This window comes from Agrobacterium tumefaciens, from assembly GCF_017726655.1.
Taxonomy (GTDB): Bacteria; Pseudomonadota; Alphaproteobacteria; order Rhizobiales; family Rhizobiaceae; genus Agrobacterium; species Agrobacterium tumefaciens_B.
This window is the reverse complement of the sequence record NZ_CP072308.1, coordinates 2105606-2132173: the sequence shown is the minus strand read 5'-3', so window position 1 is coordinate 2132173 and position 26568 is coordinate 2105606. Positions and strand designations below refer to the sequence as shown.

The following is a 26568-nucleotide window of genomic DNA, read 5'->3' as shown; positions in this document are numbered from 1 at the left end:
AAAAACCCCGTTATTGCTTGATGGTGGCAAGCGCCGCGCGCAGCTTTTCCTGCGGCACGTTCAATTCCAGCCGTTCTGCCGCGGCAATGACCGGGGCGAAGCGGCGGCGCTTCTTTTCGTCGTGATTGCCGGCGATATCGGCGATGCGATGCGCGAGAAAGGGATTGCGCAAGCGCTCCCTCAACTGACCGATATAGGCCTTTGCCTCATCTCCCATGCCTCCTGCCGCAAAGACCGGCAGAACCTCGTCCCGCCAGAGTGCTTCCAGATCCGGCACCAAAGCCTCATCGCCCATGGCCTGCCGCACCGTCTCGTCCTTCGGGCGTGCATCCTGCACCCAGCGCTCCGCCAGATAGGAATGGCCGAGATTGAGCAGGAACAGCTTGAGCTTTTCATAGTGGTCGAGCTCGTCAGTCAGCACCACGGCGGGGTGGACGCAGGGAAGAACGAGACCTTCCTGTTTCTCGATCGCCCAGAGTGCATAGGGTTCCGCGACTGCGCCGACGGGATCGATGGGTTCAGACACGATGCGGTCCACCAGACTATTGGCGAAACGGCACTTCTCATTAAGATAGAAGGCAAAACCCGCCGGCAATTGCCATTCGTATGCAAGCCGGCGAATGACTTGGCTCAGCTTTTCGCCGTTGCGCGGCACCAGCTCGCAGGGAAAGATCGATAAAGGCGCTTCAGGGTTCCGCTGAAAACGCTCCAGCAACAGCATGCAGAGCTTGGCCGGAAAGCTTTTCGGCACGATCGTGAAATCGTCAGCGAGCGCAGCATTGTCGGCCGAATCCAGCTCATAACCGCGGTCGCCGGTATTGGACAGAATGACCTGCGCTTCACAGGCAAGGCGGCGGACTTCCGCCCAGTCGGTCGCAGCCGTCAATGCCCCTGCAACGGCCTTACCTTGAACTTCCTCGTCCACTTCCTGCCCGTCGCTGATACCGCGAATGCGCACGGGATAAGGTGCGCCGCTGTTCAGCGCCGCCACACGTTTCAGGCTCTCCGCATTGCCGGTCGTCTGAACGATTGTAATGCGCCCCAGCGCCTCTCCCTTGTCCAGGGCCTGCGAAACGAACAGGTCCGCATGGGCGAGGAGAAAGCGGCTGGTGCCAAATTGCAGGATGGGCGTATCGGACGTCATGCGACCTCCACCATACCCTTGATGACGCCGGCTTTCGGATCGGTCAGGCCGGCGAACCTTGACGGCACATCGGCAAGTGTCATGCGATGGGTGATCAGCGCGTCAGGCACTTTCCCTTCGCGCAAGGCGCGAAGCACGCGCTCGAAATCATCAGGCGTCGCGTTGCGGCTGCCGAGCAACGTCGTCTCACGCTTGTGAAACTCCGGATCGTTAAAGCTGATATCGCTTGCAACGATGGACACCAGCACATACGAGCCACCGTGACCGACGAAAGAAAATCCACGCTCCATGGCTTTCGGATTGCCGGTCGCATCAAAGACCGCATCGAAGAAATCGCCATCGGTGATATCGGACAGACGATCCTTGTCGTCTTCGCCAAGGACAACCGTATGAGCGACACCGAGATGTTTCTTGCAGAAATCCAGCCGGTCGGTGCGACCGTCGATCATCGTCACGTCCGCACCATCGAGAACGGCGAAGACAGCAACCGCCATACCGATCGGGCCGGCACCGACGATCAGGACCTTCTGGCCTTTTTCGACGGCACCGCGCCGCACCGCATGCGCGCCGATCGCCAGGAATTCCGTCATGGCCGCCTGATCGAGGCTCAACCCCTCTGCCTTCAGCACGAATTGCTGCGGTACGCTCAGATATTCCACCATGCCGCCATCGCGATGGACGCCGAGCACACCGATATTGCGGCAGCAATTGCTTTTGCCTTTCAGGCAGGCATTACATTTCCCGCAGGACATATAGGGGATGATGGTCACCACATCTCCGGCGGAAAGATGGCTGCCTTCAGGCGCCTCATCCACCGTGCCGGAAAGTTCATGGCCCATGATACGTGGATAGGAGAGATAGGGCTGGTTGCCGGTGAAGATATGCAGATCCGTACCGCAAACGCCGATCCGGCGAATACGCACCAGCACTTCACCTTCGCCGCGCACGGGTTTCGGCAGATCCTTGGCGGTTAGTTGACCGGGAGTGTCACAGAAAATCGCCAGCATGCATCACCTGTCAGTAAGGGAGTAAAAACGAATGGCGTTGCCGCCGAAAACTGCCGCATGGTCCTTGGCCGGCACGATGTCGCGGCAGAAATCCAGCCAGCCCTGATAGTCACCCGCAAGGCGCAGCACGGGCCAGTCACTGCCGAAGATCGCCCGATCGCCCCCGAATAGGTCCATGATGGTCTCGGCATAGGGCCGCACCGCTTCCGGACGCTGCTCACCACGCTCGGTTAGCAGGCCAGATAGTTTGCAATGGACATTGGGAAGGGCAGAGAGAGCCGCCATATCGCGCCGCCAGTCACTATAGTGACCAGTGGCAATCAGAGGCTTCGCGCCATGATCGATCACGATTGGCAACTCGGGATGCCGGCGCGCGAAGGAGAGGAGATGCGGCAGATTGGGCGGCAGGACCAGCGCGTCAAACACCAGACCGTGCTTCACAAGCGCTTCAACGGCAGCATCCAACGCGGGATCGTCTATCCAAGCGACGTCTTCCATACCCTGCAGCATGGGGCGCACGCCCTTGAAGGCAGGATGTTTCGCCCGGCGAGCGATCTCCGCGGTCACTCCGGCAGACTTCATATCCACCCAGCCGACCACGCCCTTGATGAAATCGGTCTTTTCCGCCAGCGTCAGCATGAAATCCGTGTCGGCCGCAGTCTCCATCGTCTGCACCAGCACCGTGCCGGAAACCCCGGCGGCATCAAGCAATGGCGACAGATCGGGCGGAAGAAAATCCCGGTAGATAGCGGCGAGCGATGGCGGCGGCCATTGCCCGGCGCGATCCTTCATCAGCCAGAAATGCTGGTGGGCGTCGATGAGCATTGCCTCAGGCCTTTCCGCCGGGCACGGGCGCACCGTCGGCAATTAGGCCGCGCTTGTTCAACTCGGACCAGAATTCATCCGGGATAGACCGCTCGAACCATTCGATATTGGAAGCGAGCTGCTGCGCATTGCGCGCGCCTGAAACAACCGTGACCGACGCCGGATGGGCGAGCGGAAACTGAAGCGCGGCGGCCTGAAGCGAGACACCGAGTTCCTCGCAGACGTTGTGCAGCGCGTCCACGCGCTTGAGGATATCGGCAGGCGCATCGGCATAATTGAATTTGCGGTTGCCAGCGAGAATGCCGGAATTGAAAGCGCCGGCGACAACGATGGCGACGCCGCTTTCAGCGCAGCGGTTCATGAAAGCAAGGCTTTGCTGTTCGAGCAGCGTATAACGGCCCGCCAGCATGGCGACATCGATATCGAAGACATCCATGGCGTCATTGATGATTTCCCATTCGTTGACGCCGAGGCCGACAGCCCCGGTCGACCCTTCCTCGCGCAACTTACCAAGTGCACGGAAACCGCCACCGCTGGTCAGCTGCTCCCAGTAGTGCCGATGCTTTTCGCCATGGGTGTGAGAACCGATATCGTGCACATAAAGAATATCCGGCTTCAGGATACCCAGCCGCTGCTGGCTAGCCTCGAAGGAGCGCAGAATACCGTCATAGGAATAATCATAGACCGGGCGGAACGGCAGGGGCGCAATATAGGCATCCTCCTCCGGACCCACGGTCTCATCCGGCACCATAACACGGCCGACCTTGGTGCTGAGCGTATAGTCGCCGCGATCATGCTCGGTTACCATCGTGCCCAGGCGACGCTCCGACCGAGTATAACCGTAAAACGGCGCGGTATCGAAATAACGCATGCCGCTCTCCCACGCCTTATCGAAAGCGCCTTTGGACTCTTCATAGGGGGTGACGCGGTAGAGATTGCCCATCTGGGCGCAACCGAGGCCCATGACGGTGACGTCAACAGCGCGGCGCGGCAATTTACGTGTATCGGAGACTTTCATCGCAGGGACTTTCCAGTTTTTGGAAAGACGCGCCGCCGCAAAGCGGCGCGTCATCACGCAATCAGTAGAGAACGTTCTTGGCTTCCGGCTTTTCGATGTTCTCCTTGGTGACAACAACGACGCCGGTGTCGACGAACTTCTCGACCTTTTCCTTGTTGATGAGCTTGGTCACGGTTTCCACGCCCTTTTCGCCCATCTGGTAGGAACCCTGGACGACGATGCCGGCCAGCGTGCCGTCCTTGACGAAGTTCTGGAGGTCCTGGTTACCGTCAAAGCCGATCGCAACGACCTTACCGGCCTTGCCGGACTGGGCAAGCGCACGGCCAACACCGATGGCGGTGGGCTCATTGGCGCCGAAGATGCCCTTCAGGTCGGAATTGGCGGCCAGAACGTCGGTGGTTTGGTTCAGCGCCGTCGCCATCTGCGACTGCGAATAGAACGGCCCAACGATCTGAAGCTTCGAATGCATCTGGATGTAATCGGTGAAACCGCCAACGCGGCCGATTTCGGAACCGGCACCGGCGACATAGGACATGACGGCAATCTTGCCTTCCGTGCCGACCTTGTCGATCAGCGCCTGCGCGGCCAGTTCGCCAGCTTTCTTGTTATCGGTCGCCAGGAACGACTGATAATATTGCTCGGAGCCCTTGGCGAGCTGCGAGTCGATCAGAACCACCGGGATACGGGCTTCCCAGGCCTTCTTGACGGCAGGCACCAGCGCATCAGGATCGGAAGGCGCCAGAACGATGCCCGCAACCTTACGGTTGATGGCGTTTTCGACCATGTTGACCTGGTCGGCAATCGCCGATTCGGCGGCCGGGCCCTGGAAGGTCATGGTGTTGCCGGAGGAATTCTTCATCGCCGCGTCAGCACCCTTCTGGACGTTCTGCCAGAAGGTGGAGTTGACGGTCTTGACGATGACGGCGATTTCACCGGCCTGCACGGTGGAAACGCTCCACAGCGCGATTGCGGATGTCAGAAGGGCAGTCGTAATTTTCTTCATTTCTTCCTCCGTGATGTCGGCATCCGGGCCTCCCCTGCCGATCTTGTTTGCGGAAAGGGTCCGCAGCCCTTTTGATCAGCGGCGGTTGCGCAGCTGGTCGATCCAGACGGTGACCAGAATGACGAGGCCGATGATGATCTGTTGCGTGAAGGCGGAAACGCCGTTCATATTGAGACCGTTACGCAGGATGCCGATGACGAAGGCGCCGATGGCGGTACCGGAAATCGTGCCGACGCCGCCGATCAGCGATGTGCCGCCGATGACCGCGCTGGCAATGGCGTCCAGCTCATACATCACACCTTCGTTCGGCTGTGCGGTGACGAGGCGCGACATCAGCACGCAGCCCGTCAGACCGGCAAGCGTGCCCGACAGAATGTAGGTAAAGTTGGTAACACGGGCGACATTGACGCCGGACAGGCGCGCCGCGTCCGCATTGGAGCCCACGGCATAGATATGGCGACCGAGGATGGAGCGGTTGAGCATGAAGGACACTGCAAGCGCAATCACCACCATCAGGATGACCGGATAGGGGATGCCGGGAAATACGACATTCGGAAAGCCGTCATCACCGATAGTGACGATTCGGAACAGGGCGCCGTTGCCGAGTTCACCGAAGGATTCGCCAAGGCCGGATACGGCGCGCGCACCGGTAATCTGCAACGCCACACCACGCGCAATCAGCATCATGCCGAGCGTTGCGATGAAGGGCGGCAGCTTGAAGCGCGTGACCAGAAGACCGTTGATGAGACCACAAAGCGACCCCGTCAGAATGCCGAGCAACATGCCGATGGGCACCGGCATGCCGAGTTCCTTCACCGCAAGGGCGGCAACGACGCCGGCAAGCGCGAGCACCGAACCAACGGAAAGATCGATGCCGCCGGTGATGATGACACAGGTGGCCCCGATGCCGAGCAGCGCAATGGAAGTCACCTGCAGCGCAATCGTCATACCGTTGTTGACGGTGAAGAAGGCGTTGCTGGTCGCGGAGAAGACCGCAACCAGCGCAAACAGGCTGCCGAGCGCGGCAAATTTCTGGATGATGTCCTTCTGGCGATCGCTGACGGCGAAGCCCTTCTTGGGTTCTGCAATATTGGCCATGTCGTTCCTCACTGCGCGGCCCGGCCGTAACCGGACGCATACCGCATGATTTCTTCTTGATTGGTTTTGGCGGTTTCGAGCACGCCGGTGATACGGCCCTGATGGAACACCGCGATACGATCTGTCAGTCCCAGAATTTCTGGCAGCTCCGAGCTGATGAGAATGACGCCGATGCCCTGGGCGGCCAGTTCGTCCATGATCTTGTAGATCGCAAACTTCGCGCCGACATCGATGCCGCGCGTCGGCTCGTCGAAGAACAGGATGCGGGACTGGCGGAAGAGCCATTTGCCGATGATGATTTTCTGCTGGTTGCCGCCCGAAAGCAGCCGCACCGTCTGCTCGATCGAGGGGGTGCGGATATTCAGAAGGTCGACGTAGCGCTTGGTGACCTCATCGTGCTTCTTGAAGTCGATCAGCCCAAAACGGTTTGAAAGTTGGCCGAGATTGGCAAGCGTCGTATTGGCCGCCACCGACATCTTGATGGCGAGGCCGTCGCTTTTGCGGTCTTCCGAGAGATAGGCAATGCCCTCTTCGATCGCATCCTGCGGTGAATTGATCGACAGCTCGCGCCCATTAAAAACGATCTTGCCGGCATCCAGGGGATCGGCACCGAAAATGGCGCGAGCAACTTCCGTTCGACCCGCACCCATAAGGCCGGCGAAACCGAGGATTTCGCCGCGCCGCAGGGAGAAACCGACGTCACTGAACACGCCATTGCGCGTTAACCCTTCGACCGAGAAGAGAATATCGTCTGTCGGGCGCGAGGTACGTTCTGGGAATTTATCTTCCAGCGAACGCCCGACCATGCGCGTGACGATGTCATCAACGGTGATCGAGGCAAAATCGTCGGTCGAGATATAACGTCCGTCGCGCAGCACCGTCACGCGATCGACGATCTCGGCCATTTCATCGAGGCGATGGGAAATATAGACGATGCCGACCCCGGAAGCCTTGAGATCACGGATGACCTTGAACAGAAGTCGGGTTTCCTGCTCGGTCAGCGAAGAGGTGGGCTCATCCATGATGAGCACTTCGGCATCGAGAGAGAGCGCCTTGGCGATTTCCACCATCTGACACTGAGCGACAGACAGACCGCGGACGATCTGGTCTGGGTTAATATCGACACCCAGCCGGTCGAGGCAGCGTTTGGCATCCAGCCGAAGCTTCTTGCGGTCGACGAGAAAACCGCGACGTGGTTCACGCGCAAGGTAGATATTTTCAGCAACGGAGAGATGCGGAACGAGGTTGAGTTCCTGATGGATAATGGCGATGCCGGCGGCTTCGGATTCCAGCGGAGATGCGTATTGCACCTTCACGCCCTTGTGCAGAATCGTCCCGTCACTTGGCTGATAAACCCCGCTGATGATCTTCATCAGCGTCGATTTCCCGGCTCCATTCTCACCACATACGGCATGCACTTCGCCACTGCGCAGGTCGAAATGCACATTGGACAGTGCTTTGACGCCGGGGAATTCCTTGCTGATATTTTCAAGACGCAGGAGGCTCGAACGCTCCACGCGCGCCATCTCCTCTGGCGAATAGTCGCCACGAATTGTCGATGCGCCCTGCGACATCTGGAAACCTCCACCCTGTTCCCCGCTCCACCGGGGTCATGAACAGGGCAAATGGTTAGGCCGGTTTTTTACGATGGTCAAGCCAATTTCTCCGGATTTGATCTAGCACCGTTTTGCATCCTCCCAACCAAGTCACTAAGTTCGTATATTTACCCCATAAATTCAAGTATTTATGTAATTCCTTGCGTATCGAGGCGCTTGGCGTTACGGTAAGGCCAAATATGAACTACAGACGGGACGCTTCGAGAAGCAGATGAGTGGTCAGGCCAAAATAGCGGAGCCGCGCAGGCTTTATCAACAGATTGCGGACCAGATACGGGAGCTCATCGACGGCGGTGAATTCGTACCCGGCACGCGCCTTCCCGCGGAAAGGGAGCTGGCCCAGAAGCTCGGCGTCTCGCGGCCTTCCCTGCGGGAGGCGTTGATTGCACTCGAAATCGACAACACCGTTGAAATCCGCATGGGCTCGGGCGTCTATGTCTCGGCGGAAGCCCTCCAGACGGCCCATCACACGAAATCGCTCGGCGACAGCCCTTCCGAACTGATGCAGGCACGCGCTGCGCTGGAAGGTGCGACGATCGTGTTGGCCGCCAGCCGCATGACCGATGAGACAATTGCCACCCTTCGCCAGATACTCAATACGATGCAGAAAGAAATAGAGGCCGGTCGCAAACCGCTGGATCAGGACCGGTCGTTTCACGTCACCATCGCCGAACAATCCGGCAACAGCGTTCTGGCGCGGATGGTGGCGAGCCTCTTCGATGAGCGCCACAGCCCGATTTCGGCCCAGTTCCGGGTGAAGTTTGAAGACCGGGATACTTGGACGCAGGCCCTTCAGGAACATGAAGCCATTCTGGCAGCACTGGAACTCAAGGACCCGCTGCTCGCGCAGGCGGCCATGCATATCCATCTTGAAGGCTCGAAGAGGCGCTGGGTCGAAAACTGATCCGGAAACATAGCAGACAATATTTCGGGAGGAGGATAACCCGTGAGTGAGAATTCCGAGGCAACCATTTTGCTGAACGCCAACGACAATGTCGCGGTGGCGCGTCGGTCTATCCCGGCCGGTGGCGCCACGGGCAGGGGCGATCTGGCGGCGCTCGAGCTGATCGGTCGCGGGCACAAGGTGGCCCTCAAGCTGATCAGATCGGGCGAAGAAGTGCTCAAATACGGCCAGGTCATCGGCATCGCCACGCAGGACATCGAGCCTGGCCGACACGTGCACCTGCACAATCTTGCCATGGTGCCTTCAGAACACGCGCACCAGTTCAGTGTCGATATCGAAGAAAAAGGCATGTTGCCCGAAGGCGAGCGTCGGACGTTCATGGGTTACGACCGCGGCATAGGCGGCGTCGGAACGCGCAACTACATCGGCGTCATCGCATCGGTGAACTGTTCCGCCACGGTGTCGCGCTACATCGCCGATTATTTCAACAAACAGGGCGGACTTGACGGCTTCGACAATGTCGATGGCGTCGTCGCACTGACCCATGGCGGCGGCTGCGCGTTGAATACCAAATCGGAAGGCTACCGTCTGCTGATCCGCACCATCCAGGGCTATGCCCGCCATCCGAATTTCGGCGGCATTCTGTTGATCGGCTTGGGTTGCGAGACCAACCAGATTGCCCCCATCCTCGAACACTACAAGATGGAGGAGGGTGAGCGGCTGCGGACCATGACAATTCAACAACATGGCGGCACACGAAAGACGATCGATGCGGCGATTGCCGAGATCAAAGCCATGCTGCCGATGGTCAATGCCGCCCGTCGTACCGAGCAACCGCTCTCCAAGCTGAAAGTCGCGCTGGAATGCGGAGGCTCAGACGGCTATTCCGGTATCTCCGCCAATCCGGCTCTGGGTTATGCATCAGATCTTATCGTGCGCAATGGCGGCACGACCGTGCTTTCCGAGACGCCTGAAATCTATGGCGCCGAGCACCTGCTGACAAAACGGGCCGTCACGCCCGCGGTCGCCGAAAAGCTGCTGCAGCGCATCGATTGGTGGCGCGATTATACCGCCCGCAACGGCGACGAGTTAAACAACAACCCTTCCCATGGCAACAAGCTTGGCGGCCTGACCACAATCCTGGAAAAGTCACTTGGCGCGGTCGCCAAAGGCGGATCGATGCCGCTGAAGGCGGTTTATGAGTTTGCCGAAACCGTGACGGAACAGGGTTTCGTCTTCATGGATACGCCCGGCTACGACCCCGTTGCCGTCACCGGCCAGGTCGCTGGCGGCTGCAACGTCATCTGTTTCACCACCGGCCGTGGCTCGGTGTCGGGCTTCAAGCCGTCACCCTGCATCAAGATCGCCACCAATTCCGAAATGTATGAGCACATGAAGGAAGACATGGATATCAATTGCGGGGAAATCGTTACCGGCAATGAAACGATCGAAGAATCCGGCAAACGAATTTTTGAACATATTCTCGCGGTGGCTTCCGGTGACAAGACGGTGAGCGAGATTTACGATTACGGGGACAACGAATTTGTGCCGTGGCAGGTGGGCGCCGTCACCTGAAACGGCGGCCCAGGTACTGTCCCACGTGAAACAAGAATGGCCCGGAAATCGCTTTCCGGGCCTTTGTCATTCCTGTCTGGTCCGCGCTTAGTGGCGGAAGTGACGCATGCCGGTAAAGACCATCGCGACGTTATGCTCGTTGGCTGCGTCAATCACGTCCTGATCGCGCATCGAGCCGCCCGGTTGGATGACCGCCGTAGCGCCCGCAGCGATGGCTGCAAGCAAGCCATCCGCAAAGGGATAAAATGCCTCGGAAGCGACCGCGGAACCCCGCGTCAGGGGTTCGGCCAAGCCGAGCGCCTTCGCAGCATCTTCCGCCTTCTGAGCCGCGATACGGGCCGAATCGACGCGGCTCATCTGGCCGGCGCCGATACCAGCCGTCTGGCCGTCCTTAGCATAGATCACAGCATTGGATTTCACATGTTTGGCGATCTTGAAGGCGAACTTCATGTCCTCAAGCTCCTGCGCGGTCGGCGCACGCTTGGTCACCACCTTGAGTTCGAGGTCCTCGACCATGCCATTGTCACGGCTCTGCACCAGCAGGCCGCCGGAAACGGTCTTCGCGGTCAGGCCAGCCGCGCGCGGATCTGGCAGGCCACCGGCGGCGAGAAGGCGCAGGTTCGGCTTGCGGGCGATGATGGATTTGGCTTCCTCGGTTACGTCAGGCGCGATGATGACTTCGGTAAAGAGCTTTACGATCTCTTCCGCCGTTTCGGCATCGAGCGTGCGGTTCAGGGCAATGACGCCACCAAAGGCGGAAACCGAATCGCAAGCCAGCGCACGCCGATAGGCTTCGGCAAGGGTCGGGCCGGTCGCAACGCCGCAGGGATTGGCGTGTTTGATGATGGCGACGGCTGGCGCATTTTCCGGCAGGAACTCCGCCACCAACTCGTAAGCCGCATCCGTATCATTGATGTTGTTGTAGGAGAGCTGCTTACCCTGCAGAAGCGTTGCGGTCGCAACGCCCGGGCGCTTTTCACCGGTCAGGTAGAAACCGGCGCTCTGATGCGGGTTTTCACCGTAACGCATCTTTTCCTTCAGCACGCCGCCGATGGCGCGGTAATCGGGCGTCTCAATTGCCAGTGCTTCGGCAAACCAGTTGGATATCACGGCATCGTAGGCAGCCGTGCGGGCGTAGGCCTTTGCGGCAAAACGCTGGCGCAGCGCATAGGAGGTCTGTCCGTCATCGGACTGGAGGGCTTCGACCAGCGCCGGGTAGTCGGAAGGATCGGTAACGACGGTGACATAGGCATGATTCTTGGCGGAAGCGCGGATCATCGCCGGGCCGCCAATATCGATATTCTCGACCGTCGTCGGATAATCGCCACCCTTGGCGCGCACTTCCTCGAAGGGGTAGAGATTGATAACTGAAAGATCGATCGCCTCGATACCATGCGCCTTCATGGCCTCGACATGATCAGCGTCGTCGCGGATCGCCAGTAGTCCGCCATGAACATTGGGATGCAGGGTCTTGACGCGACCATCCATAATCTCAGGGAAATTCGTAATGTCCGAGACATCCGTCACCGGAAGGCCAGCCTCAGCGATGGCCTTTGCCGTACCGCCGGTCGAAAGCAGCTTGACGCCAAGCTTGGAAAGCACCGTCGCCAGCTCGATAATGTCCGTCTTGTCAGACACGGATAGAAGCGCCGTACGGATTTTAACCTTATCAGGGGCGGGAATTTTTTTGGACACGACGGCCATCAGGCATACTCCGTTTCGCAGGGAGGGCAGGCTGGAATGGAAATGATCCAGCAATTGCCGCCGCGTTAACATAGCTTACCAGATTAATAAACAGAGAGGATGACGAAGGACAAAAACTATGCCGTTTTTACCCTTTGGAATAACGTCTTCAGGCCTTCCTTTCGAGAAGCCAGCGGATCTCGCGCGTGTTGACAAGGTTGAAGGGTAATTCAATCTGCTGCGACGGGCGCATGCCGGACGCATCCGCCATGAAAACATCCTCCGTTATGAAGAGCTCCAGCCCGGGCGCTGAAAGCAGCCATGTCGTGCCGTCGCCAGCCTCCAGATAGACCGACTCCTCGTCTCGCGGATGAAGCTGAATATGTGGATGGATGTGGAAGCGTGAAACGGCCGACACCGATTGCAACTGCTCCTTCGCCGCGGCCCCATCGGCGCGGAGCAGGTCGCGTCCCTTGATCTTCGTACCAGCGGCGTTCAATTCAATTTCACGTTCATGGTAGCAGCCAAAGTTCTGCACATAGCCGTCGTGAGCGGCCCAGAGGACATCGTTACCGTTGGCGTCTGTGCTACGCCGGCTATCGACATGGCTGACGCCAGATACCATAATAGGGCCGAGGAGCCGCGAGCGCGAAAGCCTGCTGGAGGACGTGTCCGCCAGCGTGACGGTAGAGTGCGCCGCCGTTGACCTGCTCGCCCGTTGATATTCGGGCGCAGCGTTTCGCGGAAAGCCTGAGTTGACGATGAACCGGTTCTTGCCGCAGGACATCTCGAACGACAGACAGCCCGAATGCGCCTGGCGGGAAAGTTCCGCGGAGCCCGGATGACCGGTATCAATGATGACGACAGTGTCATCCGTGGCAAGCCGATGGTAATTCACATCCGGCAGGACTTTCGATGGCCGACCGGCCGTCTCGTCATACCGCAGCACGGAAACGAGCTCGCTGGCAAGCGTCGCCGTGGCACCATTGAACAGCGCGAGATCACCACCCTGGTGACGGAAAAACCGGATAGCCGGGAACATACGATCAATCGCGGGAACAAGACCAGAAGGAAGGTCGTGTCCGAGATTGATGTAGCTTTGGCGCAGCGGCAGGAGGTCGAGCAGCAAATCCAGTATGACGCGCGGATTGCGGGAGACATGGCCCCCATCGGGGAGAATCTGGCGTTCCATTTCCTGAGCCAGCTTCACGCCATTGCGGTTTATACGGGACAGGCGGGTTGGCATGGCGATGGAGGCCATCGCGAGGGCAATCCTGATCTTCAGCCGCGCTTCCCCATCCGGCGCGTGTTTGGCGATCCTCTCAAGGTAACGAACATGAAGGCCAAGGCTTTTCAGGAAACGGCGATAGAAGCCCGCGTCGGCCTCGAATAACACCACCGGCGAGTGGGAGAGCCAGGCAATTAACCTCTGCGCCGCGATTTCCGGCGACCACGCGGTACCTGTAAGCCGCTTGCCGTGAAATCCCATCCATTCCGCAACAATCCGTCGGGCACGTTTGCAAGCTTCGCTAGATTTATCGGAGCGAATGTGGCGCAACCAGCTGAACGCGTGCAGCCTCTCTTCAAAAACCGCTGAAGGGTACTCGATTTGAAACGGCGATGCGCCGCCGGTCTCGACAACTCGCCCCGCAAGCGCGATACGGCCCCTTAGAAGTTCCTCCGCGAAATAAGGGTCGATCGCCCTCAGATCCGTCGGCGCCGCCACCAGCCCTGCCGGCACTCGATTGGCGAACCGAGAAAGATGCAGGCGCAATGGCGCGAGGCCGACACACAGATGACGATACGCCATCCGCGACAGAAGACCGGCGGAATTCATGCTGCCTGCGAAGGACCCTAACAAGCTGTGTTTCCCGTTTCACATGTTTTGTTTTTATCAGTGAACCGCGACGACCGGAACGTTTTCGATAAATATCTAATGATTCGCGAGAGCTTCGCTTTTTTCTACTTCTTACGCAAGACACTGCTAAAAAAGCCGTCTACACCGCCGAACATGTCCGGCGTCGTGCGAAGATCGCCATCTCTGTTGACGGCCGCCTCCATGCCTGGCCAATCCTCAGCGCGAACGGCAACCCGCTCGAAATCGGGATTTTCAGCCAGGACACCGTCGATCACCTCTTCTCCCTCGGACGGATCGAGCGAGCAGTTGGAAAAGACCACCAGACCGCCCGGACCCACAAAGGTCAGCGCGTGCCGCAGCATCTGACCCTGTAGCGCCGCGAGTTTGGCGATATCGTTTGCATCCTTCGTCCAGCAGACATCCGGATGTTTGCGAAGTGTGCCGGTAGAAGAGCAGGGGGCATCAAGGAGAACCGCGTCAAAAAGCTGTTCCGGCTGATACTTCAGCATGTTGGCCTCAACCGTCTGGGCATGCAGGCCAAGTCGGTCGAGATTTTCCTTCAAACGCCGGAGACGATTGCCGGACTGGTCCAATGCCGTCACATTGGCGCCAGCCAATGCAAGCTGCGCAGTCTTCCCACCGGGTGCCGCACAGAGGTCGGCGACACGCTTACCGGACACATCGCCCATGAGCTTGACGGGGATGCTAGCCGCGAGATCCTGCACCCACCATGCCCCCTCGGCAAAACCTTCCAATGAAGGGATTTGCCCTTCAAACGCGCCCAGCCGCACGCTGCCGTTCGGCATGAGCGTTCCACCAAGCTTCTCTGCCCACAGAGCCGGATCAGCTTTAACGGTCAGATCAATGGAGGAAGGCGTCAGCTGGGCGTGCGAAATCAGTTTCGCCGTTTCCTCTCCATAGGCTGAAACAAGCCGCGCATAGAACCACGGCGGCAGAACGGGCACATCCGCAACGGCCTTTTCAATCTCCGCCTTCTCGCGACCAAGCCTTCTGAGAACGGCATTCACCAACTTTACAAAGCGACGGTTGCGCGGATCGCGGTGAGCCTGCTCGACGGCGAGATCGACAGCGGAATGATCCGGTACATCAAGATAGAGCATCTGCGCCGCACCGACGACGAGCACATGGTGAAGCGACCTTGCGCCCTGCGGTAACGGGCCATCAAGCAGCATCGACAGCGCCGTTTCGATGCGGGGGAGATGGCGAAGCGCGCTGTTAACGATTGCCCGGACCAAGGCCCGGTCGGCAATCGAGAGGGCGCGATAGACGGGGTTGCCATTTTCACTATCGAGCATGCCGTCCAGCGATGTTTTCTTTTCCAGAACGGCTGCCAGAATGCGGGTGGCGGCAACGCGTGCGGAAAGACCAGGCTTATCCTGGAAAGACGAAGGGCCGTCTTCACGGCCCCTTCCATGCGCTGGCTTTGACCTGTTTGATCGCGCCTGCTTGTTCTTCGTATCGGATGTCAAGACCACGGTCCCTTGCGCTCGTTTTCATTGCCACGTCCCCAGCCTGTGTTTGGGACGGAGCCTGATTTGCGCAGAGGTCTACCACCCGTTGCCGGCGGCGTCGATCCTCGCGGCGAAAACTCCTGGGCCATGGCCTGCAGCGCCGCAACGCGGTTTTCGGTATTTGGATGCGTGGAAAACAGATTGTCCATGCGCTCGCCCGAGAGGGGGTTAATGATGAACATATGTGCCGTTGCCGGATTGCGCTCGGCGTCGTCATTGTGAATCTGTCGGGCCATGCCTGAGATCTTCTGAAGCGCCGAAGCAAGCCAAAGCGGGTTCCCGCAAATCTCAGCGCCCCGGCGATCGGCGGAATATTCGCGCGTGCGGCTGATCGCCATCTGCACCAGCATCGCTGCCAAGGGCGCGACAATCATTGCAACCAGAACGCCGATAAAGCCGAGGGGATTGTTGCTGTTTTCCCTGTTTCCACCGAAGAAGAAGGCAAAGTTTCCCAGCATCGAAATCGCGCCCGCAAGCGTGGCGGTAATCGTCATCGTCAGTGTGTCCCGGTTCTGGACATGGGCGAGTTCATGCGCCATGACGCCAGCCACCTCCTCCGGCGTCAGCCGCTCCAAGAGACCGGTGGAGGCCGCAACCGCCGCGTTTTGGGGATTCCTGCCTGTCGCGAAGGCGTTTGGCTGGGGGCTGTCGTAAATGTAGACCTTCGGCATTGGCAGGCCGGCGTTCCGTGATAGATCACGAATCATGTGAAAAAACTCGGGCGCATTCGCCTCGTCAATTTCCCGTGCACGATAGGCCGAAAGCACCATCTTGTCGGAATTCCAGTAGGAGAAAAGGTTCATGCCGGCCGCAATTACAAGCGCGATCGTCATGCCGCCCTTGCCGCCGATCAGAAAGCCGACACCCATGAACAATGCGGTCATGAACGCCAGAAGCATCGCCGTGCGCATCATGTTCATCCGTCAATTTCTCCCTGACACCGTGGCTGGAATAATCCGGGGTTTGATTGGCCCCACATTTTCTATAATCTGGGATGCGGCAACTATTTTTCAATATCCCGTCATTGGGAGGATTTCATGCAGAATGCAGATAACGACAATGCCTCGGCTCGGAATACGGATGACGCTAGAGAGCTTCCACCGGCGGCGCAGAGAGCCCTGAAGGAAGCTGAGGAGCGTCGCAGGCAACAGGCTGACCTTCAATTGCCTCCGGAGACCGGTGGTCGTGGGGGCGCGGAGCCAGTACGCTTCGGCGATTATGAAATAAAAGGTCGCGCAATCGATTTTTGACTGCCTAAAATGGAAATACCCGCCAGAAGCGGGTATTTTATAATTACATCAAATACTTATCATTTTTGCTCGAGAAGCCTGCATACCGCTTCGAGTTGCTCCAGGGTGCGATAGCTGATGCGAATCTGACCCGAACCGCCCTTGTGGTTGATCTTCACATCAAGTCCAAGCGCGTCGGACAGGCTCCGCTCAAGCGCGACCGTATCCGAATCCTTTTCAACGGCAGGACGTTTCTCGCCGCCATCGCCCTGCGACTTGATGTCATTCTGCGCTAGGCGTTCGGCGTCGCGAACAGAAAGCCCTTTGGCCACGATTGTCTTGGCGAGCGTGGACGGGTCAGACGTCGACACAAGTGCCCGGGCGTGCCCGGCCGAGAGCGAACCGTCCGCCAGCATATCCCGGACCGGGTCGGGAAGCTTTAAAAGACGAAGACTATTGGCGACATGGCTTCGGCTCTTGCCGATGATTTCTCCGAGGTCGTTCTGGGTATAACCGTGCTCGGCAATCAGCTGCTCATATCCCATCGCTTCTTCGAGAGGATTGAGGTCCGACCGCTGGACGTTTTCGACGATGGCCAGTTCCAGCGCGGTGCGATCATCGACATCGCGAACAATGACGGGGACATCGGTAAAGCCCGCAAGCTGGGCCGCGCGCCATCGTCTTTCACCTGCAATGATCTCGTATCTGTTGGTTGCAACTGTTCGTACAACCACAGGCTGAACAATACCATGTTGCCGGATTGACGCCGCAAGATCCTGAAGCTCATTCTCATCAAAGTGACGCCGCGGATTTCTGTGGCTTCGGGCAATGAACTCGATTGGTATCGTGCGGTCTGGACTGACAGCTCGCGGCGGCTCCCCAACCGGAACTGGCTGGTCCATTTCCCCGATCAGTGCGGCGAGGCCACGTCCCAAACGGCGCTTCGAGAGATCATCACTCATAAAATATTACTCCATACACTCCCAACAAAGATTACGCTGCTCTGCGCAGACGCTCCCTTTGGATCACTTCGGATGCCAGCTGCAGATAGGCCTGGCTACCGGCGCATTTCAAATCATAGAGAATGGCCGGTTTACCGTAAGATGGCGCTTCCGAGACACGTACATTTCGCGGAATGAGGGTGTGATAAACCTTCTCACCCAGATGTGAGCGCACATCTGAGACAACCTGCTGCGCCAGATTGTTTCGAGCATCGAACATCGTGAGGACGATGCCTTGGATGTCGAGCTGCGGATTTATCGATGAGCGGATTTGGCTAACCGTATCGAGCAACTGACTCAGCCCTTCAAGCGCGAAAAACTCGCATTGAAGCGGCACCAGAACCGAATGAGCCGCCGTCATCGCGTTCATGGTCAGGAGATTAAAAGAAGGCGGGCAGTCAACGAGAATATAGGAATATCCTCTAGCCTCAGAAGTCTCCATCGCCGAGCGCAGTAGAAAGACGCGGTTGGAAACATTCGCTACTTCCATTTCAAAACCGAGCAAATCCATGGTCGACGGAACAATGTCGAGATTCGGTACGGCGGTCGGGAAAGCCACATCCGCAACACCATAGTCGCCAACCAGAAGATCATAGGAAGAAAGCTTGCGCTCTTTGCGATCGATGCCCAGACCCGTGCTCGCATTCCCTTGGGGATCAAGGTCAACAATCAAGACCCGCTCGCCAATGGCAGCAAGCGCCGTCGCGAGATTAATGGCTGTGGTTGTTTTACCAACGCCGCCTTTTTGATTTGCGACTGCGATAATTCGATTTTTTTCAAAAGTCATGCCGCACCTGGCCAGCTCGTCAGCGCCTCAAAGAGAGGTTGCTGATTTCAAGAACAACAGAATCTGCCTCAATGGCACTCTGGTGTTTTATCAGATCGAACTGCCAACGACCATGCGCTTTCTGCACTTCGGATTCGTAATCCCGTCCTTTATTGAAAAAGGCCTTGAGGTCAGAATTTTTCTCTGCCCAGGGGTGAATATACTCCAAAAGAAGATCAAGCTCGGCCAGCGCCCGTGCCGAGACCGCGTCGCAACTTTCGATCGTCTGGGGCGCCGTTTCAATTCTTAAGGGGTGAACTGACCCGCGCGCACCTGTTTCTTTTAGAGCGATACGTAAGAACGCGGCTTTTTTATTGTTGCTCTCAACCAGATCAACCCAGCCGTCGCCCAATTCAGCAAGGAAAATCGCCGTTATTACACCAGGGAATCCACCGCCACTGCCGAGATCAATCCATCTTTGAGGTACAGAACAGAGCTGAAATATTTGCGCGCTATCCGCCACATGACGACTCCAGAGCTCTGTGAGCGTTGAGGGCGCCACCAGATTTGTGGTTTTGTTCCACTTCTTGAAAAGTTCGACAAAATGCTCGAGTCTCTCTTGTGTTTCACGTGAAACACTCTGGCCGTTTATATTCATAATTTGACTCGTTATGGGTGCATGCGCAACTTCGTATCGGCCACTTCTGAGTTTTTCCGAAGCAGAGCGAGGAGAAGCGATATAGCAGCGGGAGTCATGCCGTCAACACGAGCAGCCTGCGCGATATTCTCTGGACGCGCTTTTTCCAGCTTTTGTTTCAATTCGTTGGAAAGACCCGAAAGGTTCTTGAAGTCGAAACTAGAGGGAATCTTACGGTCTTCGTCGCGTCTGATATCGATAATATCCGCGTTCTGTCGTTGCATATAAACTGCGTAGCTAGCTTCGATTTCAAGGACCTCTGCCAACTTCTTGTCCAGCGCCGCCAATTCAGGCCAGAGAGCGGAAAGCGTATCGACGGTCATGTCAGGATAGGCGAGCAGCTCGTAAGCCGAACGACGGTGACCATCCTGGTTGAGCTTCAATCCCTGTTTAGCCGCCTGCGAAGGGCTGATCGTCAATCCCTTCATTACCTCGCGGCCATGGTCGAGGTCGGCGATGAAATCAGCAAATCGCCTTCTCCTTGCTTCGCCGACAATTCCAGCACGCAGGCCGAGCGGAGTCAGTCTCATGTCTGCATTATCCACACGCAGCGAGAGACGATACTCGGCTCTTGACGTGAACATTCGGTAGGGCTCACTGACGCCCTTGGATGTTAGGTCGTCGATCATGACACCGATGTAAGATTCGGTGCGGCTAAAGTAGATCGGATCACCGCCGCCGGCACAAAGTGAGGCATTGAGGCCGGCAACAAGCCCCTGCGCCCCTGCCTCTTCGTAGCCGGTCGTGCCGTTGATCTGCCCGGCCAGGAACAGCCCCGGAATCTTCCTGCATTCCAGGGACGGCTTTAATTCCCGAGGATCCACATAATCATATTCAATCGCATAACCCGGCTGAAGAATGGAAACACGCCCAAGGCCGGGTATCGTTCGGATAAACTCTTCCTGGACAGACGCGGGGAGGGACGTCGATATGCCGTTCGGATAGATCGTATGATCGTCCAATCCTTCGGGCTCCAGAAAAATCTGGTGGCCATCGCGTTCGCCGAAACGGGTAATCTTATCCTCGATGGAGGGACAATAGCGGGGACCGACACCTTCGATCTGGCCGGAATACATCGCCGACAAATGAATATTGTCCTGTATGACCTTGTGGCCCGCCGGTGTCGTCCGCGTCACACCGCACTCGATCTGCGGATTGAGAATACGGTCTGTCATGAACGAAAAGGGCACGGGGTGTTCATCGGCACCCTGCCGTTCCACGGCTTCCCAGTCGATGGTTCGCCCGTCGAGGCGTGCGGGAGTGCCGGTCTTCAAGCGGCCCATGGTAAGTCCCAGGCGAGCCAAGGTGTCAGATAGACCGAGAGACGGTAGCTCGCCAGCGCGACCCGCAGGGATCTTTTGGGCGCCGATATGGATGAGTCCCCGCAAGAAAGTTCCGCTAGTCAGAACTACGGCGCCACATCGAATCCGGCTACCATTCTTCATGACAACGGCGGATGCCCGGCCTTCAGCCATTTCAATATCGAAAGCATCACCTTCAATAATCGTCAGGTTTTCGATCAGGCCGATCTCATGCTGCATCGCCTCGCGGTAGAGGCGGCGGTCAGCTTGCGTGCGCGGTCCGCGGACAGCTGGTCCCTTCTTGCGATTGAGCATACGAAACTGAATTCCAGCAGCATCTGCGACCCGGCCCATCAGCCCGTCAAGCGCGTCTATCTCGCGCACGAGATGTCCCTTGCCCAGACCACCTATGGCGGGATTGCAAGACATGACACCAATTGTATCGCGCTGATGAGTGATGAGCACAGTCTTTGCGCCATGTCTTGCTGCCGCTGCGGCCGCCTCGCTACCGGCGTGGCCGCCGCCAATTACCACAACATCGAATGACTGGTGCATGTTCTTACGTCCTGCTCTGCCGTGTTCACCGACCATGAGGTACAATGTTTCACGTGAATCATTTTCCTATGCAGAATTCCGAGAAAATAACGCCAAGCAAATCTTCAACGTCGACACGGCCTGTAATCCGGCCAAGGGAGGTGGCGGCAAGCCTTAGAAATTCAGACCTTATCGCAAGATCTGAACCTTCGGAATCGAGCGCATCACTAACATAAATGAGCGTCTCTTCAAGTCGTTTTTTGTGGCGTGCTCGGGTGGGAATCAGCGTCTGGCCAGCGCCAAGCCTATTTTCGATCTCCGCGCGCAGCCTCCCACGCAATTCATCCAGTCCGATCCCTTCCATTGCAGACACAAAGAGATCGAACGTTCCACAATGATTCCCTGAGCGGAGGGCGGTCTTCGTTCTTAAAAGCAAGGTTTGCTCATGAGGGACGTTGAAGAGGTGTTTCGGAGGCGAATCGTTGTCCGAAAGGATCAGGATAAGATCGGCGGTTTCCGCCGTGAAAATAGCGCGCCGCACCCCTTCCTGCTCGACAACATCCTGGGTTTCGCGAATTCCGGCCGTATCGAATAAGCGGACGAGGTAGCCATCGAGATTGATATCGACAGTCAACACGTCGCGAGTTGTGCCAGCAATATCCGTGACAATGGCAATGTCGCGCCCACTGAGCGCGTTCAGAAGCGTCGATTTTCCGGCATTCGGCTCACCGACAAGGGCAACCTTAAAACCGTCTCGGATAATCTCGCCTGTGTTACCGGCCGTCAAATGCCTCTGAATCTCGTCCTTTAGTGCAGCCACCGAGTCCCACACCTGCGACGCTACAGAATCGGGAACATCTTCTTCATCGGCAAAATCGAGTTCTGCTTCAATAAAAGCGCGAGCGCGGGTCAGGCGCTCGGCCCAACCGTCATAGAGCGCCGACAATCGACCGGTGCTTTGCTCCACGGCCAGCCGCCGCTGCATTTCCGTTTCGGCCTGGAGGAGGTCAGCCAGACCTTCGACTTCCAGTAGATCCATCTTCCCATTTTCAAACGCGCGACGTGAAAACTCGCCAGCGTCGGCAGGGCGCAGAGCATCGAGGCGGCCTAGCTCGTTCGAAATGGCTGCAATGACCGCACGGCTGCCGTGACTATGGATCTCGACGCAGTCTTCGCCCGTAAACGAGTTGGGTGCGGGGAACGTGATTACCAGAGCCTGATCGATGACCCCACCATTTCGATCCCGAATCGAACGGAGCGCAGCCTTCCGCGGCGGTGGCAACTCTCCGTGAATCAGAATTGCCAACGCATCAAATGCCCTTGGCCCGCTGAGGCGAAGGACAGCAACACCCGACGGCAATGCGCCGCTTGAAAGAGCATAGATCGTATCGGCAGAAGCGGGCATCATCACCTCGGTCTAAAACAGTCAAGCCGCATCCGAATGAACGAATGCGGCTTTCAGAACTGACATGGCGAATCCGGCTAAACTCCGGATCAGGTGTTCATTGACTCGAAGAAATCGGAATTGTTCTTGGTTTGCTTCAGCTTGTCGATCAGGAACTCGATGGCATCCATCGTGCCCATCGGCGCAAGAATACGACGCAGAACGAAAATCTTTTGAAGATCCTGCCGCGGCACAAGAAGGTCTTCCTTACGCGTACCGGACTTCAGGATATCCAGCGCTGGGAAGATACGTTTGTCGGCGACCTTGCGGTCGAGCACGATTTCCGAGTTACCCGTTCCCTTGAATTCCTCGAAGATGACTTCGTCCATACGGCTGCCGGTATCGATCAGCGCCGTCGCAATAATCGTCAGCGAGCCACCTTCTTCGATATTACGCGCGGCACCGAAGAAGCGCTTGGGACGCTGCAGCGCGTTGGCGTCGACACCGCCGGTCAGAACCTTACCAGAGGAGGGAACGACGGTGTTGTAGGCGCGGCCAAGGCGCGTGATGGAATCCAGCAGGATGACCACGTCACGGCCATGTTCGACCAGGCGCTTTGCCTTTTCGATGACCATTTCAGCGACCTGCACGTGCCGAACTGCCGGTTCGTCAAAGGTGGAGGACACAACCTCACCCTTTACCGAGCGCTGCATGTCGGTCACTTCTTCCGGGCGCTCATCGATCAGGAGAACGATCAGATAACATTCAGGATGATTTGCAGTGATCGAATGGGCGATGTTTTGCAGCAGGACCGTCTTACCGGTGCGCGGCGGCGCCACGATCAGTCCGCGCTGGCCCTTGCCGAGCGGCGCAACGAGATCGATGACACGCGATGACAGATCCTTCGAGGTCGGAACATCGAGTTCCATCTTGAAGCGCTCATTAGGGTAAAGCGGTGTCAGATTATCGAAGTGAACCTTGTGGCGAATCTTTTCCGGGTCATCGAAATTGATCGTGTTGACCTTCAGAAGCGCGAAGTAGCGCTCGCCTTCCTTCGGGCCACGGATCGGCCCTTCGACTGTATCACCGGTTTTCAGCGAAAAGCGGCGAATCTGCGAGGGCGAGATATAAATATCGTCCGGGCCAGGAAGATAGTTTGCATTCGCGGAACGCAGGAAGCCAAATCCGTCCTGCAGAACTTCAACGACGCCTTCGCCGATGATTTCTATGTCCTGGCTCGCGAGAACTTTGAGGATTGCGAACATGAGCTCCTGCTTACGCATAGTGCTCGCATTTTCAACTTCCAGGGATTCAGCAAAAGTCAGCAAGTCGGTAGGCGATTTGCTCTTAAGTTCCTGAAGCTTCATTTCAGCCATGAAGAGAAGACCGTTTGATAATGTAATGTCGGGGGAGGGCGTGTTCGCGAATCAGATGCTGTGGGAAAGACCGCAGATGACTGAATAATTCACATGCCACGAAGATGAGTGGGCTGAAAATAGCGATTGAACACGTTCCCCGCAAGAGGAAAGCACGAATTCCGCGAAATTTATCGTCTGACCGGCCTAACCAAAAGGTTTCACAACCACAAGTATGACAATCAGGATCATCAGCAGGGTCGGAACTTCATTCATCAACCGCCAGTGACGGGCAGGTCTCGTGTTTTCATCCCGCGCAAACCGTTTTGCACTCCGCGTGAAATACACATGCGTCCCGGTCAATAGAACGACCAATCCGATCTTGGCATGCAGCCAGCCACCGGAAAATCCGTAGACCGACCACGCGAGGTAGAGACCGAGAACCCAGGATATCATCATCGCAGGGTTCATGATGACCCTGATCAGCCGCTGCTCCATCACCTTGAAGGTTTCGGACTGTTGCGAACCCGCGGGCGCATCCGTGTGATAAATGAAAAGCCGCGGCAGATAAAAAATCGCTGCCATCCAAGAAATCACGGCGATGATGTGAAGCGCCTTGATCCAGAGATAAAGATCGGCCGGATCTGCGTATAATAACAACGCTATGAACGCCAGGAAGACGCCAAGCGCGATGCCGGCACGCAAGGCCGCCCTTTTTCCAGAAAGGGTGGATGTCTGTTTTTCGGCGCTCATGCCGAAGCTCCAATGCCACGCACCCGCTGCACCAGCCGCGTCACGTTTTCCGGGTCCGCCTGCGGCGTAATGCCATGGCCGAGATTGAAAATCAGCGGGCCCTGTCCCAGTGCCTGCAGCACGGCGTCAATACCATCCTGCAAAGCCTTTCCGCCCGCCACCATCAGCATCGGGTCCAGATTGCCCTGGACAGGACCTTCCTTCTGCAACTCGGCTGCAAAGCTTAATGGAACCGACCAATCGAGCCCAATTGCATCAGCGCCTGTCTTGGAGCGATAGTCCTTCAGCAGGTAACCGGCGCCCTTGGCGAAAGCGATGATCCGCGCATTAGGTCGGCGGGCACGCACGGACGCGATAATCCGGGCAACCGGCTTCACCGCGTAGTCCTCAAATTCCTTTTCGCCGAGAACGCCCGCCCAGGAATCGAAAATCTGCACGGCATCAGCGCCCGCATCGATCTGCGCCACGAGATAGTCGGCAGACACCTCAGCCAGAAACGACAGCAGCTTTTCCATCGCGGCACGCTCCTGATAACCGAAGAGCCGCGCCGGTGCCTGATCCGGCGTGCCATGGCCAGCAATCATATAGGTCGCGACCGTCCAGGGAGCGCCACAGAAGCCGAGAAGAGTGGTTTCATCCGGCAAGCTGTTGCGTAATCGTGAAACCGTTTCGAAGACAGGTGACAGATGCGTCATGACGCCAGATGCATCGAGACTGGCTATCCCGGTGACATCGATCGGGTCCATCGCTGGCCCTCTGCCTTCAGTGAAGGAAACGTTGCGATGCAGCGCGTCGGGGATGACAAGAATATCGGAGAAGAGAATGGCTGCATCCAACCCGAACCGGCGTATCGGCTGAAGAGTGACTTCCGTCGCCAGTTCAGGGTTATAACAGAGGTCGAGGAAACTTCCCGCTGTCTTGCGCGTTTCACGATACTCCGGGAGATACCGCCCAGCCTGGCGCATCAGCCATATAGGTGGCGGCGTGACCGTCTCACCGTTCAACACCGTCATTACCTTACGTTCACTCATGGCACCAAGCTTCCAAAAAATAAAATCAAAGAGATTTAAAAGATTTTCTATTTCTTAGAGTCTGTGAGTAGCAAGGATTAATATCGTTCCAGCTGAAATGCCGCAGGACGCCATTTGATGAGAGAAGTGCAAGGAACATCCGGCCACGCTTTCAGGCCTAATGGTGAAAAGCGATTTAACATAATATTTTCAGTTAGTTGATCAAATCCACTTGCCGACGCTACCTGTGAATGACCTGTGGAAAATTTCCGACAGTTTTCGGTTCTTCCAACAATTCACAGGCTTGGCAAGAACGATTGCAGCCACTTGCGGATTGTGGAAAAACACCACCTTATTCACGTCGCGGTTCGGCCCGCAGGACGATTCAGGGATTTGTCCCGGTTTATCAACAGCGGGAGAAAAACAGCGTGGAGAACAAAAAAAGCTTCTTCCATCTGCACTTGATTTCGGACTCAACAGGAGAGACTCTGATGTCGGCGGGTCGCGCCGTATCCGCCCAGTTCCATGCTTCCATGCCGGTGGAACATGTCTACCCGATGATCCGCAATCAGAAACAGCTCGCGCAGGTGGTCGATCTGATCGACAAAGAACCCGGCATCGTTCTCTACACCATTGTTGATCAGCAACTGGCGGAGTTTCTGGATTTGCGTTGCCATGCGATCGGCGTGCCCTGCGTCAACGTACTGGAACCCATTATCGGCATCTTCCAGAGTTATCTTGGGGCACCATCCAGGCGCCGGGTGGGCGCACAGCATGCGCTGAACGCCGATTATTTTGCCCGTATCGAAGCGCTCAATTTCGCGATGGACCATGATGACGGACAGATGCCGGAAAATTACGATGAAGCCGATGTCATCATTATCGGCATCAGCCGCACGTCGAAGACGCCAACGAGTATCTATCTCGCCAACAGGGGTATAAAGACGGCCAACATTCCCGTCGTACCCGATGTGCCATTGCCAGAAAGTCTTTATGCCGCCACCCGACCGTTGATCGTGGGTCTAGTAGCGACGTCGGACCGCATTTCTCAGGTGCGTGGAAATCGGGAGCTGGGGACAACTGGCGGGTTCGACAGCGGTCGCTACACCGATCGCGCCACGATCATGGAAGAACTCAAATACGCACGCGCGCTGTGCGCACGCAACAATTGGCCGCTCATCGATGTCACGCGCCGTTCGATAGAGGAAACGGCGGCCGCAATCCTTGCCCTTCGCCCAAGGACGCGATAATCCGAATCCCATCATCGGGAGCGGA

The 26568-nt window shown here is 57.2% G+C and carries 23 protein-coding genes; 4 read left to right on the top strand and 19 right to left on the bottom strand.

Annotated features, from left to right (window positions below; genetic code table 11):
- Positions 1–10 precede the first annotated feature (10 nt).
- From AT6N2_RS10560 to AT6N2_RS10530, 7 genes are all read right to left on the bottom strand, one after another.
- On the bottom strand, positions 11–1144 hold the full coding sequence (locus AT6N2_RS10560) for a mannitol dehydrogenase family protein (protein ID WP_209086542.1): 1134 nt from the start codon (positions 1142–1144) through the stop codon (positions 11–13).
- The gene (locus AT6N2_RS10555; protein ID WP_209086527.1) at positions 1141–2151 is read right to left on the bottom strand and encodes a zinc-binding alcohol dehydrogenase family protein; all 1011 of its coding nucleotides are present in this window, start codon (positions 2149–2151) and stop codon (positions 1141–1143) included. The genes AT6N2_RS10560 and AT6N2_RS10555 overlap by 4 nt, the downstream gene beginning before the upstream one ends.
- 3 nt (positions 2152–2154) lie before the next feature.
- Positions 2155–2976, bottom strand: coding sequence for an amidohydrolase family protein (locus tag AT6N2_RS10550; protein WP_209086524.1), 822 nt, complete (start codon positions 2974–2976; stop codon positions 2155–2157).
- Positions 2977–2980: 4 nt separating this feature from the next.
- Positions 2981–3994, bottom strand: coding sequence for an aldo/keto reductase (locus AT6N2_RS10545; protein ID WP_209089658.1), 1014 nt, complete (start codon positions 3992–3994; stop codon positions 2981–2983).
- Positions 3995–4055: 61 nt separating this feature from the next.
- Positions 4056–4997 carry an ABC transporter substrate-binding protein gene (locus tag AT6N2_RS10540; protein ID WP_209086508.1) on the bottom strand — a complete coding sequence of 314 codons (942 nt, stop codon included), beginning with the start codon at positions 4995–4997 and terminating at the stop codon, positions 4056–4058.
- A 75-nt stretch (positions 4998–5072) separates the two neighbouring features.
- Positions 5073–6095, bottom strand: coding sequence for an ABC transporter permease (locus AT6N2_RS10535; protein WP_006311044.1), 1023 nt, complete (start codon positions 6093–6095; stop codon positions 5073–5075).
- 8 nt (positions 6096–6103) lie between these two features.
- Positions 6104–7669, bottom strand: coding sequence for a sugar ABC transporter ATP-binding protein (locus tag AT6N2_RS10530; RefSeq protein ID WP_209086505.1), 1566 nt, complete (start codon positions 7667–7669; stop codon positions 6104–6106).
- Between the two features lie 253 nt (positions 7670–7922).
- On the opposite strand from AT6N2_RS10530, the gene AT6N2_RS10525 reads away from it, so the two are divergent.
- A complete protein-coding gene (locus AT6N2_RS10525; RefSeq protein ID WP_063951546.1) occupies positions 7923–8615 on the top strand; it encodes a FadR/GntR family transcriptional regulator in 693 nt (230 codons plus the stop codon).
- Positions 8616–8657: 42 nt separating this feature from the next.
- A complete protein-coding gene (locus tag AT6N2_RS10520) occupies positions 8658–10190 on the top strand; it encodes a UxaA family hydrolase (protein WP_063951547.1) in 1533 nt (510 codons plus the stop codon).
- An 87-nt stretch (positions 10191–10277) separates the two neighbouring features.
- On the opposite strand, the gene purH is transcribed toward AT6N2_RS10520, so the two are convergent.
- The 4 genes from purH to htpX all read right to left on the bottom strand — a co-directional run bounded on the left by purH (position 10278) and on the right by htpX (position 16183).
- Positions 10278–11894 (bottom strand): bifunctional phosphoribosylaminoimidazolecarboxamide formyltransferase/IMP cyclohydrolase, encoded by a 1617-nt coding sequence (gene purH, locus AT6N2_RS10515; protein ID WP_209086477.1) that lies wholly within the window; start codon positions 11892–11894, stop codon positions 10278–10280.
- Between the two features lie 148 nt (positions 11895–12042).
- A complete protein-coding gene (locus tag AT6N2_RS10510; RefSeq protein ID WP_209089657.1) occupies positions 12043–13710 on the bottom strand; it encodes a heparinase II/III family protein in 1668 nt (555 codons plus the stop codon).
- 125 nt (positions 13711–13835) lie between these two features.
- Entirely contained in the window at positions 13836–15221 is a 1386-nt protein-coding gene (locus tag AT6N2_RS10505) for an RsmB/NOP family class I SAM-dependent RNA methyltransferase (protein ID WP_209086474.1), read from the bottom strand.
- On the bottom strand, positions 15218–16183 hold the full coding sequence (gene htpX / locus AT6N2_RS10500; protein ID WP_209086471.1) for a zinc metalloprotease HtpX: 966 nt from the start codon (positions 16181–16183) through the stop codon (positions 15218–15220). The genes AT6N2_RS10505 and htpX overlap by 4 nt, the downstream gene beginning before the upstream one ends.
- 117 nt (positions 16184–16300) lie before the next feature.
- On the opposite strand from htpX, the gene AT6N2_RS10495 reads away from it, so the two are divergent.
- Positions 16301–16513, top strand: a complete 213-nt coding sequence (locus AT6N2_RS10495) for a DUF1674 domain-containing protein (RefSeq protein ID WP_063951552.1) — start codon at positions 16301–16303, stop codon at positions 16511–16513.
- A 59-nt stretch (positions 16514–16572) separates the two neighbouring features.
- On the opposite strand, the gene AT6N2_RS10490 is transcribed toward AT6N2_RS10495, so the two are convergent.
- From AT6N2_RS10490 to hemE, 8 genes are all read right to left on the bottom strand, one after another.
- A complete protein-coding gene (locus AT6N2_RS10490) occupies positions 16573–17454 on the bottom strand; it encodes a ParB/RepB/Spo0J family partition protein (protein WP_209086468.1) in 882 nt (293 codons plus the stop codon).
- Positions 17455–17485: 31 nt separating this feature from the next.
- Positions 17486–18280 (bottom strand): ParA family protein, encoded by a 795-nt coding sequence (locus AT6N2_RS10485; protein WP_209086454.1) that lies wholly within the window; start codon positions 18278–18280, stop codon positions 17486–17488.
- A 19-nt stretch (positions 18281–18299) separates the two neighbouring features.
- Complete coding sequence (rsmG, locus tag AT6N2_RS10480; RefSeq protein ID WP_144578380.1) at positions 18300–18917, bottom strand: 16S rRNA (guanine(527)-N(7))-methyltransferase RsmG; 618 nt, start codon at positions 18915–18917, stop codon at positions 18300–18302.
- Between the two features lie 11 nt (positions 18918–18928).
- Positions 18929–20812 (bottom strand): tRNA uridine-5-carboxymethylaminomethyl(34) synthesis enzyme MnmG, encoded by a 1884-nt coding sequence (mnmG, locus tag AT6N2_RS10475; RefSeq protein WP_209086451.1) that lies wholly within the window; start codon positions 20810–20812, stop codon positions 18929–18931.
- Positions 20813–20870: 58 nt separating this feature from the next.
- Complete coding sequence (gene mnmE / locus AT6N2_RS10470) at positions 20871–22199, bottom strand: tRNA uridine-5-carboxymethylaminomethyl(34) synthesis GTPase MnmE (protein WP_209086448.1); 1329 nt, start codon at positions 22197–22199, stop codon at positions 20871–20873.
- Positions 22200–22285: 86 nt separating this feature from the next.
- Positions 22286–23551, bottom strand: coding sequence for a transcription termination factor Rho (gene rho, locus AT6N2_RS10465; RefSeq protein ID WP_004444236.1), 1266 nt, complete (start codon positions 23549–23551; stop codon positions 22286–22288).
- 186 nt (positions 23552–23737) lie between these two features.
- Complete coding sequence (gene hemJ, locus AT6N2_RS10460; protein WP_209086445.1) at positions 23738–24283, bottom strand: protoporphyrinogen oxidase HemJ; 546 nt, start codon at positions 24281–24283, stop codon at positions 23738–23740.
- Positions 24280–25314 carry a uroporphyrinogen decarboxylase gene (hemE, locus tag AT6N2_RS10455; protein WP_209086442.1) on the bottom strand — a complete coding sequence of 345 codons (1035 nt, stop codon included), beginning with the start codon at positions 25312–25314 and terminating at the stop codon, positions 24280–24282. The genes hemJ and hemE overlap by 4 nt, the downstream gene beginning before the upstream one ends.
- Before the next feature lie 407 nt (positions 25315–25721).
- Between hemE and AT6N2_RS10450 the strand changes: the two genes are divergently transcribed.
- A complete protein-coding gene (locus tag AT6N2_RS10450; protein ID WP_063951559.1) occupies positions 25722–26543 on the top strand; it encodes a pyruvate, water dikinase regulatory protein in 822 nt (273 codons plus the stop codon).
- Positions 26544–26568: the final 25 nt, after the last annotated feature.